The organism is Scytonema millei VB511283 (assembly GCF_000817735.3).
GTDB classification, from domain to species: domain Bacteria; phylum Cyanobacteriota; class Cyanobacteriia; order Cyanobacteriales; family Chroococcidiopsidaceae; genus Chroococcidiopsis; species Chroococcidiopsis millei_B.
On record NZ_JTJC03000002.1, the window covers coordinates 162,423 to 181,959 of the forward strand.

21 protein-coding genes are annotated in these 19,537 nt (G+C 45.4%); 8 read left to right on the forward strand and 13 right to left on the reverse strand.

The window, feature by feature from the left end; translation table 11 throughout:
• Window positions 1-99: 99 nt before the first annotated feature.
• Complete coding sequence (locus QH73_RS08350; protein WP_236146946.1) at window positions 100-921, reverse strand: hypothetical protein; 822 nt, start codon at window positions 919-921, stop codon at window positions 100-102.
• Between QH73_RS08350 and QH73_RS28095 the strand changes: the two genes are divergently transcribed.
• The 5 genes from QH73_RS28095 to QH73_RS08370 all read left to right on the forward strand — a co-directional run bounded on the left by QH73_RS28095 (window position 922) and on the right by QH73_RS08370 (window position 6,297).
• Entirely contained in the window at window positions 922-1,077 is a 156-nt protein-coding gene (locus QH73_RS28095) for a hypothetical protein (protein WP_236146947.1), read from the forward strand. It begins immediately after the preceding gene.
• A gap of 555 nt (window positions 1,078-1,632) precedes the next feature.
• Window positions 1,633-2,289: a Crp/Fnr family transcriptional regulator gene (locus QH73_RS08355; RefSeq protein ID WP_039716782.1), complete on the forward strand. Its 657-nt coding sequence runs from the start codon at window positions 1,633-1,635 to the stop codon at window positions 2,287-2,289.
• A 319-nt stretch (window positions 2,290-2,608) separates the two neighbouring features.
• Window positions 2,609-3,754 carry an IS4 family transposase gene (locus tag QH73_RS08360; RefSeq protein ID WP_309476474.1) on the forward strand — a complete coding sequence of 382 codons (1,146 nt, stop codon included), beginning with the start codon at window positions 2,609-2,611 and terminating at the stop codon, window positions 3,752-3,754.
• Window positions 3,755-4,040: 286 nt separating this feature from the next.
• The gene (locus QH73_RS08365) at window positions 4,041-4,802 is read left to right on the forward strand and encodes a sigma-70 family RNA polymerase sigma factor (protein ID WP_039716781.1); all 762 of its coding nucleotides are present in this window, start codon (window positions 4,041-4,043) and stop codon (window positions 4,800-4,802) included.
• Between the two features lie 37 nt (window positions 4,803-4,839).
• Window positions 4,840-6,297 (forward strand): glycoside hydrolase family 140 protein, encoded by a 1,458-nt coding sequence (locus QH73_RS08370; protein ID WP_132866824.1) that lies wholly within the window; start codon window positions 4,840-4,842, stop codon window positions 6,295-6,297.
• Between the two features lie 552 nt (window positions 6,298-6,849).
• Here QH73_RS08370 and QH73_RS08375 read toward each other — a convergent pair.
• The 5 genes from QH73_RS08375 to QH73_RS08395 form a co-directional block, all read right to left on the reverse strand.
• Window positions 6,850-7,251 carry a pentapeptide repeat-containing protein gene (locus tag QH73_RS08375; protein WP_236146948.1) on the reverse strand — a complete coding sequence of 134 codons (402 nt, stop codon included), beginning with the start codon at window positions 7,249-7,251 and terminating at the stop codon, window positions 6,850-6,852.
• A gap of 81 nt (window positions 7,252-7,332) precedes the next feature.
• Window positions 7,333-7,989 (reverse strand): fasciclin domain-containing protein, encoded by a 657-nt coding sequence (locus tag QH73_RS08380; RefSeq protein ID WP_039716779.1) that lies wholly within the window; start codon window positions 7,987-7,989, stop codon window positions 7,333-7,335.
• 59 nt (window positions 7,990-8,048) lie between these two features.
• On the reverse strand, window positions 8,049-8,675 hold the full coding sequence (locus QH73_RS08385) for an SAM-dependent methyltransferase (RefSeq protein ID WP_039716778.1): 627 nt from the start codon (window positions 8,673-8,675) through the stop codon (window positions 8,049-8,051).
• 28 nt (window positions 8,676-8,703) lie between these two features.
• A complete protein-coding gene (locus tag QH73_RS27745; RefSeq protein ID WP_201278051.1) occupies window positions 8,704-8,913 on the reverse strand; it encodes a hypothetical protein in 210 nt (69 codons plus the stop codon).
• Window positions 8,914-8,988: 75 nt separating this feature from the next.
• Window positions 8,989-9,750, reverse strand: a complete 762-nt coding sequence (locus QH73_RS08395) for a hypothetical protein (RefSeq protein ID WP_039716777.1) — start codon at window positions 9,748-9,750, stop codon at window positions 8,989-8,991.
• A gap of 378 nt (window positions 9,751-10,128) precedes the next feature.
• Here QH73_RS08395 and QH73_RS28705 point away from each other — a divergent pair, with 378 nt between their 5' ends.
• Entirely contained in the window at window positions 10,129-10,263 is a 135-nt protein-coding gene (locus QH73_RS28705) for a hypothetical protein (RefSeq protein ID WP_286194074.1), read from the forward strand.
• Window positions 10,264-10,267: 4 nt separating this feature from the next.
• On the opposite strand, the gene QH73_RS08400 is transcribed toward QH73_RS28705, so the two are convergent.
• A complete protein-coding gene (locus QH73_RS08400; protein WP_039716776.1) occupies window positions 10,268-11,557 on the reverse strand; it encodes a sensor histidine kinase in 1,290 nt (429 codons plus the stop codon).
• A gap of 62 nt (window positions 11,558-11,619) precedes the next feature.
• Complete coding sequence (gene rppA, locus QH73_RS08405) at window positions 11,620-12,318, reverse strand: two-component system response regulator RppA (protein ID WP_039716775.1); 699 nt, start codon at window positions 12,316-12,318, stop codon at window positions 11,620-11,622.
• A 224-nt stretch (window positions 12,319-12,542) separates the two neighbouring features.
• Between rppA and QH73_RS08410 the strand changes: the two genes are divergently transcribed.
• Window positions 12,543-13,142: a hypothetical protein gene (locus tag QH73_RS08410; protein WP_039716774.1), complete on the forward strand. Its 600-nt coding sequence runs from the start codon at window positions 12,543-12,545 to the stop codon at window positions 13,140-13,142.
• A 303-nt stretch (window positions 13,143-13,445) separates the two neighbouring features.
• Here the strand turns inward: QH73_RS08410 and QH73_RS08415 are convergent, their stop codons facing one another.
• From QH73_RS08415 to QH73_RS08435, 5 genes are all read right to left on the reverse strand, one after another.
• Window positions 13,446-13,601, reverse strand: coding sequence for a hypothetical protein (locus QH73_RS08415; RefSeq protein ID WP_165587645.1), 156 nt, complete (start codon window positions 13,599-13,601; stop codon window positions 13,446-13,448).
• Between the two features lie 81 nt (window positions 13,602-13,682).
• Window positions 13,683-14,117 carry an SRPBCC domain-containing protein gene (locus QH73_RS08420; RefSeq protein ID WP_039717705.1) on the reverse strand — a complete coding sequence of 145 codons (435 nt, stop codon included), beginning with the start codon at window positions 14,115-14,117 and terminating at the stop codon, window positions 13,683-13,685.
• Between the two features lie 90 nt (window positions 14,118-14,207).
• Window positions 14,208-15,491 (reverse strand): ferredoxin reductase family protein, encoded by a 1,284-nt coding sequence (locus QH73_RS08425; protein ID WP_165587646.1) that lies wholly within the window; start codon window positions 15,489-15,491, stop codon window positions 14,208-14,210.
• Between the two features lie 13 nt (window positions 15,492-15,504).
• On the reverse strand, window positions 15,505-15,756 hold the full coding sequence (locus QH73_RS08430; protein WP_039716773.1) for a hypothetical protein: 252 nt from the start codon (window positions 15,754-15,756) through the stop codon (window positions 15,505-15,507).
• A gap of 112 nt (window positions 15,757-15,868) precedes the next feature.
• Complete coding sequence (locus tag QH73_RS08435) at window positions 15,869-16,222, reverse strand: phage holin family protein (protein WP_039716772.1); 354 nt, start codon at window positions 16,220-16,222, stop codon at window positions 15,869-15,871.
• A 1,701-nt stretch (window positions 16,223-17,923) separates the two neighbouring features.
• On the opposite strand from QH73_RS08435, the gene pqqE reads away from it, so the two are divergent.
• A complete protein-coding gene (gene pqqE, locus QH73_RS08440) occupies window positions 17,924-19,129 on the forward strand; it encodes a pyrroloquinoline quinone biosynthesis protein PqqE (protein WP_309476463.1) in 1,206 nt (401 codons plus the stop codon).
• Window positions 19,130-19,537 lie beyond the last annotated feature (408 nt).

Genomic DNA, 19,537 nt, shown 5'->3' on the forward strand with positions numbered 1-19,537 from the left:
TCTGTCTATGCTGCTGAGTGATGTTGACTTTCCCCAGTCTATATCGATCGTCACGGTTGGGAGAAGCGATCGCGCAAGAGATTAAGTCAAACGATCTCGCTAGAATCGCCCGTGTCCGATGTCCTTGAGCGCCGCCAGAGCAGCCCGATCCTTATCCATTTCCCAATCTCCATGAATACTAAACATGCTGAAGAACAGAACGTTGTGGAGTTTCTTTCGCCGAGCGTAGGCAGCCATGTCCCGCAGCCACAACGCTCGCGCCTCTCGCCCGTGCTTCCCTTTCCACTCTCCGTCTGAGCCGCCTGGGTTGAACCAGTTCGGGTCCGACCCACACTCGCTAATCGCCACCGGCTTGTTGACACCGAACTCCGCCATCCATTTGCGCAGTGTCGCGATCGCATCTTCCCTGAGCTGACCCCCGTACATGTGAGTGCCGATGAGATCGGCATATTTCCCAATACCTGCCTTGAGGAGAGCGCGGTTGTATTGGGTGTTCGGTCTGGTCGCGGGTGCAGACTCGACGAGTATTCCTGGGTCTACCCGCTTGATTGCCTCGTAACAGGCTTTCTGCATACGGACGACGGTTTCGGGTGTCTCGGGACCTCGCTTGGCATCTCGACCGCGAATATCTGGTTCGTTATCCACTATGTAGTAGCGCACCGTATCTTTCCAATGGTGAGCCACTTGACCGCATTTCCAGGCATAGTTCTTCGTCCACTGGACGGGATCGTATCCGGCGACATCGAGTTCCCACCTGAAAGCGATGACCATGTGAAGGGCTAACCCTTTAGCCAAGTGTTCTTGAATCACTACGTCACGCCGAGAGAAATCGCACGGCTCACCCTCCCGCTCGCACTTCATCTTATCTGCTCCGGTGCGGACGGCGGTGAGACCAAGGGCAGAGATCCGCTTTGACACCATTTGGCTGAACTCCTGAGAGTCATCGTACCCAGTGCCGTCGTTCACGCCGAAGATGACGTTCCTGTCTCCTCGCTGCGGCACGTCGGTCTTCAAGTCGGCGCAGGCGAAAGAAACTGGCAGAATCGCACTCAGGATGAACGCACAGCAGAGGAATAAGAGCTTCGGATGTTTCATTGGATAAATATATGACTTCTACCTACTGACGATTTTCTGCTTGACTTTTGAAGCAACTACATTAGATAGTCTCGAATTTTCGCAAACAAGTTAGAGCTATTTTTTCGATTTTGCAAGCGAAACTTTTTCTGAAAAAGAACTACCGATTGAGCGCAACGGATGAGATAGCAATTCCAAAAATTTGAGAGCCTTACCCTAGAGAAGCCCATATGATTTGTCAATCTAGTCAAGTCGAGAATAAAATTTTGTGAAGTAGGAACGTGCAATTCAATACTAAACGTTTTTTTAAACCTCTATCTAAAGAAAGAAATTTTGATTCGGTATCTGAAGTAGCTTGCGTGACTTGAGCGAATATAACTATTCTTTGGATGAATTTCATAGCTACGCTCTCGGTTAGTTCGTTGATACTTTGCCGATGTGAAGTGACGAGTTCCGCTCGGTCTGTTTGTCGCATCTGAGGCGGTGTACCAACAAGTCTAGCTGTAGCGGCTGCTAGTCGCGAATGAGTTGACCAAAAAGCTCAATTGATGGAGTTTTATGCAACAGTCAAATCCGCTCGTTGGCTTAGTCACTCCACCGCTCCAACAGCAATGGAAGCGTCGCGCGCAGCTCCCAGAACACCGCGAAGTTTTATGGCGGATTGAATCAGGTGTCGTCTGTAGTATGACTTGGACTGCTGAAGGCGAGCTAGTTTGCTTGGGCTATTGGGGCGTGGGAGATGTTGTGGGACATCGATTGTCACGAGTGCGACCTTACGAAATCCACTGCCTCACAGATGTCGTCATCAGTTGCTGTCCCTACACTCAGCGAGCGCATTTCACCGATGCCATCATTCACCAGCAGCAGCAAACCGAAGAACTCCTGAGCATCGTTCATCTCAATCCCCTGTCTCAGAAGTTGTGGCAGCTACTACTGTGGTTGAGTCAGAAATTCGGTTGCGACGTGGAAAACGGTCGCTTGCTCGATCTGCCGCTGACCCATCAGCAGTTGGCTCAGACGCTGGGGACGAATCGGGTCACGGTGACCACAATCCTCCAGCGGTTAGAAGCAGAGGGAAAAATACATCGGCAGCAACGGCGGCTCGTTGTCGCATGGCAGGAAAACCTCGCTCGTCAGTCAAAAGACGTGCAATCTAGAGAGCGAGCAAACAGGGTACGCCATCGGGCTAACATCATCACGAGCGATCGCTCCTGAACTTTCCCGTACCTGCGTGCAATTGACAAGCTTTTAGTATGAGTAGAGAATAAGCCAAAAGCAAAGATGCCGGAAGTTCAGATTCAGAGCGCTTGTAACATTTGCTAAGAGCGCTCGACGTGCGAGAGCGATCGTTGCGGTCGAGAATCTCTCAAGCTAGTCAATACTTCTCGGTTAAGGACAAAACTGGTAAATTACAGGATGTAATAACCTTTTCATTCCCTGCCCGATGCAACTACGAGAATTCACCCTGATTAGTCCCACGATTGGAGCAGGACAAGTGTTCAAAGCGATTGAAACTGTCATTCCTATCGAGTTAATTCATCAGACAATCGCTAAGAGTCATTGCCAAAGTCAACGACAACGGAAACTGCCTGCTCACTTGGTCGTGTGCTTAGTCATCGCCTTCAGCTTTTGGTCGAAAGCAGCGATGCGAGAGGTGCTCAAGAACTTGGTGGATGGGCTCAGTGTGCAATGGACACGCTTAGCGCAGTATTGGAAAGTGCCCAACAGTGCCTCAATCAGTGAGGCACGAGCCAAGTTGGGATGCCAGGTGATGCGGCAGTTATTTGAGCAAGTGGTGCGACCGTTAGCCACAGCAGAAACACCTGGGGCATTTCTAGGCGGGTTGCGATTGATGGCAGTGGATGGCACATTGCTGGATATCCCAGACAGCAAAGCCAATGCACGGGTGTTTGGCTATCCCGGAACTCGCTTTGGTCATCAGGCGGCATTTCCCAAAGTGCGACTGGTACTGTTAATTGAAGCAGGAACGCATTTGATTACTGATGCGCTTATCTGCCCGTATCGCATGGGGGAACGACGACGGGCACTGCGACTGCTGCGAGCGATTGGCACAGGAATGCTGCTGATGTGGGACCGAGGACTGCATTCGTTTGCAATGGTGCAAGCAACCGTGGCACGGGGAGGACATTACTTGGGACGAGTGCCTGCCAATGTCAAGTTTGAAGTCGAGCAAGTGCTCTCGGATGGCTCCTATCTCAGTTGGATTTATCCAGACCGGAAATCAAAGAAAAAAGGAGCAACCCGAATGCAAGTGCGGGTGATTGAGTACACCATTGACAATGCCCAACAACCTGAACAGCAACAAAGTTACCGACTGATTACCAGCTTGCTCGACCGGCAACAGTTTCCTGCCCTGTTGTTAGCCGAGCAATATCATCAACGGTGGCAAGTGGAAACGACGATAGATGAAGTCAAAACGCATTTACTTGGACGCAAGGTGCCGATTCGTTCGCTCAAGCCCCGTGAGGTGGTGCAGGAGGTTTACGGGTTATTGCTCGGGCATTGGGCAGTGCGTTCGTTAATGGTGCAAGCGGCACAACTAGAAGGTATCTCACCGTTGTGCTTGAGCTTTACTGGCACGTTGCACGTTTTGCGTCGAGCCGTAGCTAAATTTCAAGTGGTCTCCCCTGATGAACTTCCCCTTTTTGGAGTTGGTTGATGCGCGAGATTCTCGATGCTCAAATTCCACCCCCTCAAGGCAGAGTCAATCCGAGAGTGGTCAAAAAGCCCAGGTCAAAGTTTCCTGCCAAGAAGCGACATCATCTCGAGCGGGAAACCCAACGACCGCAACTTATTTTTGCGATTCCCAACTCTGCTTAAGGCTTAACCGAGAAGTATTGTCAAGCTAGTTGCTGCAAAAGATGGAGCGCATGACCGAGAACTTTCCCGGCTCGACTCAAATTTCTGCGGTGGTCGCTCGATAACGTTCGCGGTTGAGGTGTTTTATGGTGGTGACTCGGACTAACGTCTACTCTGATGAGATCGAGCTGTTGATTTCTTACTATCAAAAGCCTTCGCTCTGGTTACGCAATCGACTGGTGAGAAGGCACGCTGGTTTAGTACGCCAGATGGCGCGTCAACTGTACCGTCGCTCTCCCGAGCCGTATGAAGATTTAGAGCAGATTGGATACTTCGGTTTGATTCGCGCGATCGAGCGCTTTAATCCCGATCGAAGATATGCTTTTAGTTCTTTTGCAATTCCTTATATTCGCGGTGAAATTTTGCATTTTATCCGCGATCGCGCCGGAGTGGTGAAAATCCCCCGGCGCTGGCAAGAGCTTCACGCTCGCGGGCAAAAAGTCCGCCAACAATTAGCTTCTTCTCTCGGTCGTCTTCCGACGGATTTAGAGATTGCCCGCTCGCTGCGCGTCTCGCTGTCAGAATGGAGAGAAAGCCAATTAGCCATCCAAAATTGCCGTGTCTTCAGTTTAGATAGTACGTTGGTTCGAGAGTCAGATGGTCAGCTTCAACTAGCCGATACCATAGCAGAGCGACGTTCTTGCACTTTACAACCAGAAGAAGAGCGACACCAATTGCGATTCGCTATGAACCAATTGGAAGAAAATACTCGCAAGGCAGTTGAATTAGTCTTCCTCCAGGAATTTTCTCGCAAAAAAGCAGCTCAATTCCTTGGTGTGAGTCCGATGACTGTCACTAGATATCTGCAAAAAGGCAAACAACAGTTGTTTGAGCTGTTACAACCCTAGAATTTTTCCCTCGACCAAAATCAGGGGCTAGAAAACTATGAGACGTTTTTTGCTTTGGATGTTACCTCTGGCTGTCTGTTTCCTCTTACCGAGTTGCAATACTGTCATGGCAGGAGCGCGAACGAGTAAATTGAGTCAACTGCGTGTCAGTCACAACGGTCGATTTTTGGTGAAAGAGGATGGTTCGCCTTTCTTTTGGCTGGGCGATACGTCGTGGGCAATTCTTCAGAAGGCAACGCGCGAGGACGCGCCAAATCAACCTTCCGTGTTACGCTATCTCGAAGATCGTGCCGCCAAGAGATTCAACGTGATTCAGTGTCGTTTGGTTAGGAACGCCGAGAGTACAAATGCTTACGGTCAGGCGGCGTTTATCCAAGGCAACTTTGCTCGACCTCAGATTGCTAACGGTGCTAACAACGATTATTGGGACATGGCTGACTGGTTCGTCTCTCAGGCTGAAGCGCACGGACTCTATCTGGCTCTGCTGCCGATTTGGGCTAACAACGTGCCGAATCACGACCCAATAGTTCAGAACCCTGTGATTGCTTATCGCTACGGACATTTCCTTGGCAACCGTTGGCGGCATAAATCGCACTTGATTTGGGTGATGGGCGGAGATCCAGTCCGCGAGCGGGACGTTGACAATCCAGAACGGCTGAGAATGACCCGCGCCATAGCCGAGGGAATTGCGGATGGCGCGAACGGTGACACGCGATTTGACGGGCAAGCCGACTACAGCACGACATTGATGACTTACCACCCTCGCGGTGGCGGTCGCTCGTCTTCGCGTCATCTGCACCAGGAAAAGTGGCTCGACTTTAACATGATTCAAACCACAACTTCTTTCGAGTTTCGTAACTACAAAACGATCGCCGTGGACTATGCAAAAGAACCGCCGAAGCCAACGCTGGATGCCGAAGTTGCATACGAAAATTCACTTTCTCTGAGCAGGAATGCGCCACCGGACAAGCGAATCCAGCCTTGGCACGTTCGCAAAGCCGCATATTGGGCTGTATTTGCGGGTGGTTTCGGTCATACTTACGGTCATCGCAGCTTTATTGGTTGGGTTCGCGAAGGCGAACAGCTGGGGAGAGGTGCGGACATCCCGTGGTTCAAATCTCTCGACGCGCCAGGTGCGGCTCAAATGACGTATCTACGCAATCTGATGGAGTCGCAACCGTTTTTGACGCGGGTTCCGGCGCAAGAATTGATTGCTGACGGGCAAGCCGAGCAACCCAACCATATTCAGGCGACGCGGAATGCTGATGGCAGCTATGTCATGCTCTATTTGCCAACTGGCAATGCTGTCACAATACAAATGGAGCAAATCTCGGGCAAGCAGGTGAAAGCACGCTGGTTCAACCCACGTCAAGGGACTTGGCAGGCGATCGGCGAATTCGCTGCGGCTGGCACGAAACGCTTTATTCCGCCATCCCACGGTCGCGATCGCGACTGGATACTGGTACTAGAGCGCAATGGCACTAAGATCAGATGAAAAGCTTACTGCCTAAGTGTTGCTGACTTTTGTATCTTTACGTGGTAGGTGGATGAGTTAAGGAAACAGCAGACAGTTAGATGCTAATTACGGGTGCGATAGTAACGCAGAAGTGAGCCAGAATTTTGTTTGAGGTAGAACAAGCTTCTAAGTTCGTGAAACACTGATTGACGAAACTTAATCGTCTGTATCATAACTTTAGTAAAAGGATACAGTACCCCATTGGCGATCGCTCAAATATGAACCCCAGCGCCGCCAGTACGCTTGACGAGTACGGTTTTCTGCCAATCTTTTTTCTTCTGCGGTCATGATTTTTACTCCATGAACTCGATTAAAAATAAGGCAAAATTCAAAGGGAGCAGGGAGCAGGGACGAGTAGGGAGTAGGGAACCTCTGCTTGAAAGTATAGGATTGAGACAAGGACTGCTGCATGTCTCGTTGCGAGCAATCAAGGGCATAATTATTTGTTATAAGGTGTGCTTGTTTCCCCCAACATAACAATTTTTTTGTAGGTCGCTGCTCCCTACTCCCTACTCCCTATATTTAGTCAAATCAATTATTCCTAACTGCTCCATCAGGCATGACTGTATTATCAAATTCTGCTTGTTGGAAATTTGCTCTGCTAATATTAGCTTTGGTGAGATTTGCTCCTTCTAAATCTGCTCTCTGAAGGCTGGCTTGTTGTAAATTTGCCGATTGTAAATTTGCCTTTTCTAAATCGGCACGAATCAGATTAGCACCTTGAAGATTTGCGCCTTGTAAGTTAGCTTCATCTAAATCGGCTCCCTGTAAATTGACTCCACTTAGGTTGTATCCAGAACATTGTTTAGTTTGTAGTAATCGTTTAATTTCTGGAGATTGCGCTTGACTTTTGACTTGAGCGATCGCTGGTGATATTTTACCAATAGTAAAACCAGCAGCCAACATCAAAACAATTGGTGTTACAGATCGCAAATTTTGTATTTATATTGACTTTTTCATGACAAATATTCAGCTTTTGACCTTTGACTTTTGACTTTTGACATTACTAACGCTCTAGATATTAAAGTTGGGGGGTAAGATAACGCGATCGACAATGTGAACTACGCCATTGCTAGCGGGAATATCTGCCTGCGTCACGGTGGCATCATTCACTCTCACTCGATTGGCGGTTTGCTCAACCTGAACGTTGACATTCGCACCTTCTACTGTTTTCACGTCTCCCGATTGCAGTTGGTCAGCACTCACTTGACCAGGAACGACATGGTAAAAAAGAATCTGAGCCAATTGTTGGCGATTTTCTGGTTGTAGCAGGCGTTGCCGAGTTTCTGCGGGAAGGGCATTGAAAGCATCATCCGAGGGTGCGAACACCGTATATGGACCCTGAAGTTCTAAAACTTCATTAGCATCTGTTTCATCAATGACAGAGGCAAGGGTTTTCAGCGAAGGATTCGCTTGTACTACATCAACCACATGGTTATCAGCTGCCTCTGCTTGCCCAGCAGAAGGGGTTGTAGTTCCTGGCGTAGCTGGTGTTGGTTCGGCTGGGGATGTTGTAGCACCTGGAGATGGCTCAGTCGCGGTCGGAGCAGTACCAGGAGGTGTCTGTGCTGTCTGTTGAGGTTCGCAAGCAGCGATGACGGGCAGAATCATTAGACCTGCTGCAAGTCCAGCTAATTTTTTGATGGGATTAGTTTGATTTTGAACGTTCATTTGTTATTCTCCGTTGCGTGAATTAATTGTCATTTGTCGTTGGTTGTACCTGCACCACTTTAAGAGCGCGAGTTTTCTGAAACTTTCTCTGGTACAGTCCACAAGTAGATCGTGCTGCCATTTATCTGTTCGACTCTTTCGGGCTTCCAGTCACCCATGTCATAGTTGTGAGAAACAATACGAGTACCTGGTTTGAGTTCTTGCAACAGCTTCGGTCGCAGCTTGAGATTAATCCTCGGTAGCAGGTAAAGGGTAACTACCGTAGCACTGCTCAAATCTGTCTGAAACAAATCTTGTTGGCGAAACTCTACCAAGTCTGTCACTCCAGCTTCTTTTGCGTTAGTATTTGCTTCTTGAATCCGCCTGGGATTAATGTCTATACCCACACCCCGCGCACCATACTTTCGTGCGGCTGTAATAACTAGCCTTCCATCGCCACTACCAAGGTCGTAAACAACATCGTGGCGATTGACTTTAGCAATTTCTAGCATTCGCTCTACAACAGGCTGAGGTGTCGGGACGTAAGGGACATCCAGTTGTCGTTGCAGAACTCGAATGCCTGGATTGGACTTAGACTCGGTTTGGGGTTCCGTACCAAACCGACGCTGCTGGCTGCATCCGACAAATACTAAGCTACTAATACTGACACCAATGGCGAGTAGCCGTAGTATCTGTCGTTGCTGCATACGATAATTTTCCTCCAAGCGCGATCGATTAACTACAACAGGATAAATTTACAATTTTGCTGGGGGTGCGGGAGAAGCAACGCGATCGCGTCTTGCCCGACCAAGCGAGCTTAGTACGTTGTCGCAAATCGCCGATTCTAGTTGTACTCTGCGCTTGGGCAAAGCTAGGGAAAATAGGAATAGCGATCGCGCCCAAAATGTCTATTAAGGCTAAACTGAAGAATGCTCCTTGCTTCATAGCTGTTCGCTTCTAATATCCTGCTTCTAGCTTTAAGAACAAAAATGATGCAAATATGACAGCAGTAGATAGTTGTTACAGTCCTTCAAAGTTATAACCAACACCGATACTCAGTCCCACACTAGTACTGTCAAAGAAGCCGACATTCACACCAGCATTTGCTGTGAGTCGATCGCCGATAGGTACGTCAGCACCAGCAGTTACCATTGGTCCTACATCGCTGTTGTCTCCTGTGGCGATCGCTAAACCTCCTCCTACGTAAGGTGCAAAACTAGAGATTGCTTCTGTCGCTGCTCCTGTAGGTTGCACGGTAAAGTCATAAGTAATTGGAATCAGAAAGGTAGTATCGTCCCCAAATACGACAGCAGGACGGGCAGAGACAGCTTCCGTGAATCCGATTTTACTGATAACTGTGAAGTTCCCGATACCCAAAGCCGTGTCGCCACCGCCCAGACCGATGTTACCGCCAACTCCCACATAGCTGGAACCACCACGAGTAGCTCTACCTGGTTCAATTGCACCTGGAGTGGGTTGAGTTGGTGTAGTCTGAGTTGGTGTAGTTGCAGGTGGTTCTGTAGTTGGGGTAGTCGGTTGAGTGCTGGGATATGTCGGCTCAGTAGTAGGAGTTGTGGGTTGAGTCGTAGGATAAGTAGGGTCAACTTGAGCTACTACAGAATTTGCAGGTTCATTTCTCAGTGCAGCCGCTGAAGTTGAAACTTTCGTGTCTTCTGCGTTGTTACTAAGGGTCTGAGCTTGAGCTGACAGTTCGCCTGCCAATACAGCTACGGTGGCGATCGCGATGATAGTAGAAATCTGCTTAATAGGTTTGGTGTTCACGAGCGTTCCCTCAAATGTTTCTAGAAGTAGCTAACAGTGCCATTAACTATGGCAACTGGTTGGAAAATTCCCTGACTTTTTGTTTAGCTATCTTTAGCATCACGAACAAAAATGATGAGAAAATGACAACAAAAGATAAATATTTCAGTTTTAAGAATATTTGATGAGCTATGAAATGAGGAGTGTGAAGCGCTAATCTTATTTTTAAGTTTTGACTTGTCTTTGCCAGAAAAAATCTCTAACACCAGATATATGTCTTTAGAGACGCGAGGATAATTTGTGTTTACTTCTCGCTCAGATTCGACCACAGTAACATCCAAGCTCGATTCTTTATCAGCAGAATTAAACTTGTAGCAATTCTGTCTACTTGAAACACCTGTGGTTCCTCTACGAGCTAACAATTCAACCAAAATTACCCCGACGGTGTTGCATACTGGGCGCACGCTGAGTTTCGTATTCGGCGCAATTCTCGCTCCCCTGTTGGGCTTGTACGAGCGAGACTACGATCGTTAGGTATCTAAGCTAGTGGTAGTTGAATTTGAAAAGTAGAACCCTGCTCGTAAACACTTTTCACGTTAATTTCACCGCCGTGAGCGCGAACGATCTGAGAGGCGATCGCTAGCCCCAATCCAAAACCGCCAGTTTTACGCGATCGCTTCAGATCGACGCGATAAAAGCGATCGAAAATATGAGGTAAATCCGATTGGGGAATGCCAATGCCGCTATCCTCAACTTGAATTACAGCTTGATGAAAACGAGTAAACAGTCGTAACTGCACGCTCCCGCCAGCTGGCGTGTACTTAAAAGCGTTACTCAACAAATTCACGACGGCTTGTTGTAGTAATTCCGGCTCTACTTTCGCTTTGACTGTATGTTGAGGTAATTGAGTGTCAAAATTCACATCTTGGTTTGCGATCTCACAAGTGTAGTTATTTGCTAATTCTTTTAGCCAGCTTGTCAAATCAACCTCTACTAAAGACTGAGGCGTTAATTGCCCTTCATGCCTTGCGAGAAATAACAACTGAGAGATCAAAGCCTCCATCGACTTCGCCACTTTGACAATCTTCTCAAATCGTAGCCGCTGTTGAGATGGATCGCTCGATTTGGAAATCACTCCAACCTGAGCATTGCTCATCACCGCTGCTAGTGGCGCACGTAATTCGTGGGAAGCGTCAGACGTAAAGCGTTGGAGTTGGTCGTAGCTGTCTCGAATCGGTTGCATTGCTAACCCTGCCAACAGCCAACCAGCTAAGCCGACAATTCCTATAGTCGCTGGTAATATCAGCAATAAAACTAATCTTAATTGGGCTAGCTCCTGTTGTGTAGGTGCGAGTGGAATGGCAACTTGTAGATAACCAATTAACAACTCGCTTTGGTAAACAGGCAAAGTCACCTGGCGCAGCCAGACAGAAGTAGGTGCTGTCTGGGTGTCCTTGCTCACAGTTTCTAGTGTAGAAAATCCAGGCGATACAGTTAGCTCAGATGGGGGTGTCGTACCGAAAAACTGTACGAGTTGCCTTTGAGAGTTGTACCACCGCGCGTAGACAACATCCGTCCCAATCGGTGGGGTGTTAGTTCCTACCAGCGGTACATTTTCTAAATTTACTTGCTTTGTCAGTCGGTTATACTCAGCGTTCACCGCCATGACGCTAGTTTTTTTGTAAAGTAGGCGATCGAGATCCTCCAACTCATCTAAAATCGTCAGGTAGTAAATCACCCCTGCAAACACGACTAAAATACCACCCATCGTCACGGTAAACCACAGAGCAATATTGGTACGACTGCGATTAAACCTGCGGTTAAACATCAAGAGTGGTGAGTGGTGCGTGGTGCGTGGGAAGTGGGGAGTCGGGAGTGGGAAATTTTGACTTACGACTTACGACTTACGACTTGCTCAATGGTAGGTTTAAAGCGATAACCCATACCATATATGGTTTCAATCCAGTCGGCGGCACTGACTAATTGCAGGCGTTGGCGCAGCCGTCGTATCAGTGCAGTCACGGCATTGCTTTCAGGTTCCGAACCCCATTCCCACAATGCTTGTTCGATTTGGTCGCGACTGAGGACGTGGTTAGGATGACGCAGAAAATACTCTAGTAAATGAAATTCCCTTGGAGCCAATTCTATCGCGATTCCATCTCGTTCCAAAACTAGGGTGTCAAGATGAAGTTGTAAATCTGCCAGTCGCAAAATGTCTCCCTGCCACATGGGCGATCGCCTCCCCAATGCTCGCACTCGTGCCAAAAGTTCTAAAATATCTATCGGTTTAACCAGATAATCGTCCGCCCCTGCATCTAAGCCCGTAATTTTATCTGGAGTCGTGTCTTTAGCTGTTAACATCAGTACGGGGGAGGTTTTGCCCATTTGCCGATACTGACGACATAGCGATACCCCACTGACTTCTGGCAGCATCCAGTCTAAAATTAGTAAATCATAATCTTTTTGAGACAGCAGCCATTGCGCCATTGCCCCATCATCAACGCCATCGACAATGTGTCCGGCTTCAGTCAGGGCAGTTTGCAGTGGTTCTAACTGTTCGCTGTCGTCTTCCACCAATAAAATTCTCATAATCCCAGCCTGCGATCGCGTGTTCTGGAGTTAACTATTTTCTGATTATCTTTAAACTAGGAAATATCAACCGATCGGCATATCCCCCACCAGTCAGATTCTCAAGTGTATCTATTGAGCAAATGTCAAATAAGAAGTCGGAAGTCAGAAGTATTTCACTAACTACTGGCAAATGACCAATGACAGCTATAACGAAAGATCTAATAGACCATTAAGGATTACATATGTTCCATTGGCTGCTGAAATTTCCTGCTTTACCGCTGAAATATTTGCTACCTTTACCACTACTCTTAATTGCTTTTGGACTTTTTGGCGAGCAACTCACAAATCGAGTTTTAAGTCTTTCCTTCGTAGGACTAGATAAGCTACAAGCTGAAAATCCCCATCTCCAAGTACAGCTACCAGTTAAAGCAACAGTGGTTACAGCTGAAATTGAGAGAGAATTAGATTTCACCGAAGTTGAGATTGAAACTACCAAATCGCCAGTGAAAAAACTGAGATTTGAGTTTCCGAATGTAGATGCGATCGCTTTACAAACTATACTTGCTCGTGAATTAAATCTCTCTTCTAGAGCAAAAAAGTTACAATCTGGTACGCAAATTCAGGGACAGTTTAAATTCAACATTCAAGGGGTTTTAGCCCAGATCGACAAACGACAGGGGATGACTAAGGTGGAAATCGTCACGATTGATTCTGCCATGAAAAATTTAGAATTGGAGTTTCCGGTTACAGATATCGAGCGGTTAAAAGATACTATTGCTGAGGAATTAGGGCTATCTCGTCAAGAAATTATAATGTTAGTCAGCTATCGAGTCATTAACTAGTGGAGTTCCAGATAGTTTCCAGTTTCAGGATGAGATTTTATGTCCTTAATTGGATTGTATAACTGAGTAAGGCTGGGAATAGTTTTTAGGTAAAAATCTCGCTAAGGTATCTAACTTAAATCGAAGCATACCAAGATTAAATTTATTAAGCCAATAATAGCTAGCAATTTTTCTAGCTAGTGAAAGCGACGACTAGAGCGATTTTTGGATGTAAATTTTGCAGTCATAATAATTGCAGCAAATTTTTTAAGACTCCCATGAGGAGAGACTTGAGATCGCAGCTCGTACTTGCGCCTTTCTATTTCAGCTATTGGCAATCCAAGTTTCTACATTTTTATTTTCAGAATTACTCCCTTGTTCTGAGCTAGGACGATATTGCAACCAGGCAAATAAAGCTGCACTAGCAACTAGTATCAAGGCAATTCCAGTCACTAGCTGAAGCATGATGCTGTAACGCATAAGACAATAAGAAATGGAGAAGAGGAATGAACTTAGGGCAAACTAAAATTTTCTTTGTTATAAAGCCAAGGGTCAGATTTATTAAAACTGCTCGGCTTGCCTTTTTAAAGCAATATTCATGGCTTCAAAGCCGTACCGCGTGTTTCGATCGAGTTGGCGCGCTAATAAAGGAGTGAGTAATCCCTGGAAAACTTCTCTTTGAATAAAGTGGGTACGATTGCCTCCTACGGGATCGATAGTAAAAATATGTTCGCCATCAAACAAACCTGGGATGAACAAATGTCCTAGCCAGCGTAACTCGCGATTCGGTTCTGCTTTAAGAATCTTTGGTCTAAAAGTTAACTGTGTTGACCCAGGAGGCTGAATAACGACTTCCAACTGTTCTCCTTCTACGGCTTTTCCACTAATTCGATGGATAAAAGGATTCCATTGAGAAAAATGGGTAAAATCAGTGAGAATTTTCCAAGTTTTTTCAGCAGATGCTTGAATTTCGATGTCAGTGTAAATCTCTTTCATGCTGCCAAACACCATTTATTTGAGGTATTAAACGAGATTGTAATGTTCCATATGAACGTGGGTTACGGGTACATCCAAATCGTGTAATGCTTACTCGACTCGATCCATCATTTTTGGTGCAGCGCAAATAAAATAATTGCGCGTAGCTGGACGCTTGGGAATGTAGCGACTGAGTAGTTCTTTGTCCACATATCCTGATTCTCCCGACCAATTATCCGGCGGTTCTCTCAAAACGTGAATAACTGTTAGATCTAATCTGTTTTTAAGTGCGTTGATTTCTTCGCGATAGGTAATATCCTCCCATGTCTTGCTGGAATAGATTAAAGTCATTGGTCGTTCGTCATCGCGATCGGCGAGAGTCAGGAGTATGCTGTAAATTGGTGTGATGCCAATTCCACCAGCAATGAAGACAAATCCTGCTGTATTTTCGTAGCGATCGCTCGTAAACACGCCATAGGGACCATCGAGAAAGGCTTTCGTGCCAGGTTTCACGTCCTTAATTGTTTTGGTAAAATCTCCTAATGCCTTAATCCCAAACTCAATGCGATCGGGCGTTTCTGCACTCGAAGCAAACGAGAATGGGTGTTCCCGCATCCGAAACGGCGAAATTTCCAAAGCGATCCAGGCAAATTGACCTGGCTGAAAACGCAATCCTTCATGTCCTCTCGGACGCAGTACCAAATTCCAAACATCACCCCGTTGGGGAACGACTGTTTCCACCAAATAAGGTTTTTTCTGCATGAAGTAAGGTTTGACTAGACGGACGTAAACCAACAGCCACAACGCAAAAACTGCAATCCCACTCCAGAGAACTCCTTTCCAGAACAAGCTTAGGTAGTAGCTAACACCTAAAGCGTGTGCCAAACCAAAACCAATGGCAAGAACTGCCATGATGCTGTGAAGAATGCGCCAATTTTCGTATTGGATGTTTAACTGCTTGCGCCAAATTGAAGTTACGACCAGTATTATCAGTGCCAGCGTCCCGAGAACAGCAAACCTAGCTCGCCAAGGTGCTTGGAAAAAACTCAACAGTTGCAGCGTCTCGTCGGTTCTAATCACCAGAAGAATTAACGGATGCAGAATAATAAAGACGAATGCAGCTAAAGAGATATAGCGGTGGAACTGGAGGATCAGATCGATCCCGTAAGAAGCTTCGATCTGATTGATGCGGGCAGTTAAGGCGAACTGAAGCGCCATCATTGCCAAACCCAGAAAGCCGAGGGCAACGGAAAACTCCGTCCAAAAACTGCGAGCGTCGTTGGGTGTGGGAGGATATAACAGCAGGATCAGTAGGGGTAAAACGGTGAGCAATAGATACAGCCCGATCCAAGATGCCCCGATCGCTACAGGATTTCTCATCAATAAGCTTCGCATAAGGATTTAACTTCTAATTTTGCTGTTGAGATGAAGCTTGCAATCTACGGTTGATTTCTTCCCAGTTCACCACATTCCACCAGTTATTTAAATTCTTGTCTAGGTGAAGCGACAGGACGAGATTGCCCAGTAGTGGCGATGTTTGTGAAATAGTTTGTGAAGTGCTTTGAGATGTATTTGCGATCGGAGGATTATTTGGTTGTGCGTGCAGTAATGGTTGACCAATAGCTAGCACGATTGTCAGTAAAAATCCAGCAAAAAACAATTGTTTACTTTGAGTCGCGAGCGAATTCTCATAAGCCTTGTTTAAAAATCTAGTAATCTTTATTTTGTAAAAACTTCAGTTTTATCAATTTTGAATTCTCTGTTATCTTGCTCTAAATAATTGGTGGTACGATTGCCATGAGGATAGAGTTAATAACTGCTAGAGCCAGCGAACCCATTGTAGAACTCCAAAAGCCATAACGTAGGCGAAAACCTGGCACTATAGCCGCAGCTAATCCAAAAATAATGGAATTTAAAACAAACAAAAATAACCCTAATGTAATCAGAATAAATGGTAAGGCAAGAATAGTTAGCACGGGTAGTAAAATAGCATTCAAAATGCCAAAAACAGCGGCAGCTATTGCTGCTTTGCCAAGGCTATCAATCTCAATTCCCAAAAAAGGTAATCGAGCGATAATTAAAAAACTAATAGTCGTAACTAACCAACTGAGAATGAGGCTTGTCATAAGCAATACTCCCGATCTTTCTTATATGCTTTTTAAATCAAAGAGTGGTAGATAAATAGCAATCTGAGTTCATGATTCAATTTTTAATTACTAAATATTTAGCACTCACATACTAAATGCAAATCATTGTTTGCCCGCACTCTGGTAAGAAATCAACTACAGCTAATACATAGATATAGCGATTCTATTTGAGTCATGAACCGATCGTTGTGGTGGTTGACTGTTAACAGTTGACAGTTAACCGTTAACCGTTAACCGTCAACCGTCAACAAGCAATATCCCAGATTCACAAATCATTTAGGCTCGCTATATTTGGTCAGTTTAGAGTTGAGGCTGTTAAAAAAATGACGAGCGGCTAATTATTAATTGAATAATTGGTAATTTTCAATTATTTACAACCGCCGTCATACAACTAAGTGCAAATTACCGCCAGCCACTTAATTACAGCGTTAAAACTGTAACAGCTACTCTTAGTGTGTAGCTAAATTGTGATGAGAAAATGACAAAAAAAAGGCGATCGGGAAACGATGGATAGAAGCGAGATGATTCAAAATCAATCAAGGAGACAATTCTATCTTTGGGATGAAAGTTTTGCTAATGTTGCAAATATTTGTTAGATTGGATTTAGCTAGATTGCCAGCCCTAACTATTTTTAAGAACGAATTGCAGAGCCGAGTCGCTAATGAATGCGATTCGCAGCAACCGGAAGCTGGGTAAAGATTTATGTATTCAGAAGATGTATTTAAATATCAAAAATTAGCAATAGCAGAAACTCACTTCACATCGATAGTTATTAGTGAAGTAGATTCGGAGCGAGTCAAAACTGAAAAAGTTGAGAACAAACCTATAGTTGCTAATCTCTCTTTAGGTATTGTACTTTTGAGTTGCATTATCTGCTTTATCATGCTGTCTAAGTCATGGGCGGCTACACAGGAAGATCTAGAAGATATTATCGAGAGTTCTAGTTTTTCTCAGTCCCCTTGTAGGAAGTGTCGATTCTTCTCCAATAATCCTTTTTTAAAATGTACAGTACACCCAACCATTGTGCTAACCAAAGAAGCTAACAACTGCACTGATTACAATTCACACAGCCGATTTCAGAAGTGAAAATCTGTAATTTTTTAGTTGCTTAAAATTTGACTAAATTTTGAAATGATTGTTGAATCTAGAGGAAATAGTTGATGGGTAGCTTTCAATTAAAAATTACCCATCACTACAAACAACTAAGTGCAATTTGTTGCTAGCTAGCTTGGTTGCAGTACTGTCACTGCAACTAATTACTAGTATGAAAGCAAAATGTGATGAGAAAATGACAAATGACTAATTAAGCCGTAAGCAAAAAGTTATCAACTACCGATTCCTTGCAAATGACTAATGACAACCTTGCTGGAAAAGCTAACGCTAGAAAAATAAGTGAATGAGAGATAACTTGCTCGGCTAAAGCAAGTAGGCGCTACACTCTCTACTGTGGGATATATTTATTAGCTTGAAAACCAATTGTGACTGAAAAATGACAAACAGTTAGTAGGCAGTAATAGATAATATGTAGTTAGCAATTTTCAAGAGTTGTTTTATCGCTTTTATCGGATGCGATCGCGCTATGAATTACGTACTACCTATGTCAAATAGCTAGGAGATTGCGAAATAGAGAATTTGAGTCAACAGTTCAGCTGATTTCACTACCGAACTAGGAGATTTACAGTGATTTGGGACAAAACCGATCGCTCGACACCAGACAAGCAAAGCAGTCGAGACAAAGGAGAAGAATTGATGTCAGAACTCTTACCCGTCAAGACAACAGATAGACCTTTTACTCTGATTGCAGAGTTAACCTATCGCTGTCCCCTGAGTTGTCCCTACTGCTCCAATCCACTCAACTATAATGACTCGTCTTATCGCCGGGAACTTGCTACTGAGGATTGGGTGCGAACGATCCAACAAGCACGAAGTTTAGGCGTGTGGCAATTGGGTTTTTCTGGCGGCGAGCCGTTAGTGCGGCAAGATTTAGAAGTCTTAGTTAAAGCAGCCGCGCAAGTTGAGCTGTATACGACTTTGGTTACTGCTGGTACGTTATTCACATCCAAGCGAGCTAGCCAGCTTTGTCGTGCTGGACTCAACCACGTCCAAATTAGCATTCAAGATAGTCGCGCTACTGAATCTGACTATATTGCTGGTACTCGTTGTTTCGAGCAAAAACTGGATGCAGCCAGAGTCGTCAAGGATTTAGGTTTACCGTTGACGCTGAATTTCGTTCTGCATCGGCAAAACATCGATCGCTTGGAGGAGATGTTGGAGTTGTGTCAGAGATTACAAGCAGATCGGGTAGAACTGGCACATACTCAATACTACGGCTGGGCTTTGCAGAATCGTGCTGCTTTACTACCAACGCCTGGGCAATTAGAACGAGCTGTGCAGATTGTCGCAGCTGCCAAACAGCGCCGCATCTGCCCAATGGGGATTTTGCACGTCATTCCAGATTATTACGAAGATTATCCCAAACCCTGCATGGGTGGTTGGGGTCGTCGTGCCTTGGTTATTGCTCCAAATGGGGATGCAATGCCTTGTCAAGCTGCCAGTTCCATCCCTGGTATGGAGTTTGCTAACGTCCGCGATCGCGATTTAGATTGGATTTGGTTTGAATCGTCGGCTTTCAATCGCTTTCGGGGTACGGATTGGATGAGCGAACCGTGTCGTAGTTGCGATCGCGCTCAAATTGACTTTGGTGGTTGCCGCTGCCAAGCATTTCTTTTCACAAACAACGCTGCGGCAACCGATCCAGTCTGCCAGCTGTCACCCCATCATGACTTGGTAGTGACAGCCAGAGAAGAGGCATTAGAACAATCTCTGCCTTTGGTGGTACATCGCTCGTCGGTGACAGGAGCTACTTTTACTAAAAACATTGAGTAGGCAGCTATACGTACTATTATTTCGATAACTAGGGTGGAAATTGCAGCTTTGCTAAAACTGTTGATTTTCCCACTAACAGGTAAGCTGTAATTAAATTTTGATAAGTTGATTTTACTGATTTTATTACTAATTATCACACTAAATTAAATGCAAATTGTCATTAAGTAATATTTAATCAAAAACCCGATCGAACATCAGCCTACAACTAAAATGCGATGAGAAAATGACACAAAAATAGTATTTTTAAACTAATTTTATTGACTCTTGGATTTTTTCTAATTTATATCTTCTGGTAGAGCGGAGCGTTTGACAAACAAAACTAATAGTAGAGATATGACTTTCTATCTGGCGTCAGATCTACAGGTGTATTAGCTTTCTAGGCGAGCGAGCTTGAGTTACTCTACGCCG

Excerpts from the sequence above, each read along its gene's own strand:
- QH73_RS08425 (WP_165587646.1), bottom strand. The coding sequence starts at position 15,491 with ATGCGAAGCTTATTGATGAGAAATCCTGTAGCGATCGGGGCATCTTGG.
- QH73_RS08355 (WP_039716782.1), top strand. The coding sequence starts at position 1,633 with ATGCAACAGTCAAATCCGCTCGTTGGCTTAGTCACTCCACCGCTCCAA.
- QH73_RS27745 (WP_201278051.1), bottom strand. The coding sequence starts at position 8,913 with ATGAAGCAAGGAGCATTCTTCAGTTTAGCCTTAATAGACATTTTGGGC.
- QH73_RS08365 (WP_039716781.1), top strand. The coding sequence starts at position 4,041 with ATGGTGGTGACTCGGACTAACGTCTACTCTGATGAGATCGAGCTGTTG.
- QH73_RS08415 (WP_165587645.1), bottom strand. The coding sequence starts at position 13,601 with ATGCGTTACAGCATCATGCTTCAGCTAGTGACTGGAATTGCCTTGATA.
- QH73_RS08385 (WP_039716778.1), bottom strand. The coding sequence starts at position 8,675 with ATGCAGCAACGACAGATACTACGGCTACTCGCCATTGGTGTCAGTATT.
- rppA (WP_039716775.1), bottom strand. The coding sequence starts at position 12,318 with ATGAGAATTTTATTGGTGGAAGACGACAGCGAACAGTTAGAACCACTG.
- QH73_RS08410 (WP_039716774.1), top strand. The coding sequence starts at position 12,543 with ATGTTCCATTGGCTGCTGAAATTTCCTGCTTTACCGCTGAAATATTTG.
- QH73_RS08380 (WP_039716779.1), bottom strand. The coding sequence starts at position 7,989 with ATGAACGTTCAAAATCAAACTAATCCCATCAAAAAATTAGCTGGACTT.
- QH73_RS08400 (WP_039716776.1), bottom strand. The coding sequence starts at position 11,557 with ATGTTTAACCGCAGGTTTAATCGCAGTCGTACCAATATTGCTCTGTGG.
- QH73_RS08420 (WP_039717705.1), bottom strand. The coding sequence starts at position 14,117 with ATGAAAGAGATTTACACTGACATCGAAATTCAAGCATCTGCTGAAAAA.
- QH73_RS08370 (WP_132866824.1), top strand. The coding sequence starts at position 4,840 with ATGAGACGTTTTTTGCTTTGGATGTTACCTCTGGCTGTCTGTTTCCTC.
- QH73_RS08350 (WP_236146946.1), bottom strand. The coding sequence starts at position 921 with ATGGTGTCAAAGCGGATCTCTGCCCTTGGTCTCACCGCCGTCCGCACC.
- QH73_RS08435 (WP_039716772.1), bottom strand. The coding sequence starts at position 16,222 with ATGACAAGCCTCATTCTCAGTTGGTTAGTTACGACTATTAGTTTTTTA.